Annotated in this window: 1 protein-coding gene; it reads left to right on the top strand. The window is 44.9% G+C overall.

All coding sequences use genetic code 11. From position 1 onward, the window contains the following. Positions 1-13 precede the first annotated feature (13 nt). On the top strand, positions 14-510 hold a 497-nt coding region (locus tag R7Q09_RS28530), incomplete at its 3' end, for a beta-galactosidase (protein WP_318144256.1).

Genomic DNA, 510 nt, shown 5'->3' with positions numbered 1-510 from the left:
CAACAGCGCACGTATTAAACAACTGCATGGAGAACGTCATAACCATTGTTACAGCTCACCGAATTACCGTGAGAAAGTGAGCATCATGAACGCTAAATTGGCTGAACGTTACAGTCAACATCCTGCGGTGATAGGCTGGCACGTTTCAAACGAATATGGCGGCGATTGTCACTGTAATTACTGCCAAGAAGAGTTTCGTTTGTGGCTGAAAAACAAATACGGCTCCCTATACAATCTTAATAAGCTGTGGTGGAGTGCGTTCTGGAGTCATACTTACACCAGTTGGGAACAAATTGAATCACCATCTCCCGTTGGTGAGAACTCCGTTCACGCACTGAAGTTAGATTGGAAACGATTCTGTACTGACCGCGTCTCGAACTTCTGTGAGCACGAGATTGCACCGCTCAAGTCGATTAATCCTGATCTGCCTACGACGGCAAACTTCATGGAGTACTTTTACGACTACAACTATTGGGAATTGGCAAAGTCAATTGATGTTGTTTCTTGGGA

This window comes from Vibrio sp. 2130-1 (assembly GCF_033339515.1).
Note: the sequence above shows the minus strand (reverse complement) of the source record. Positions and strands in the feature narration are given on the sequence as shown.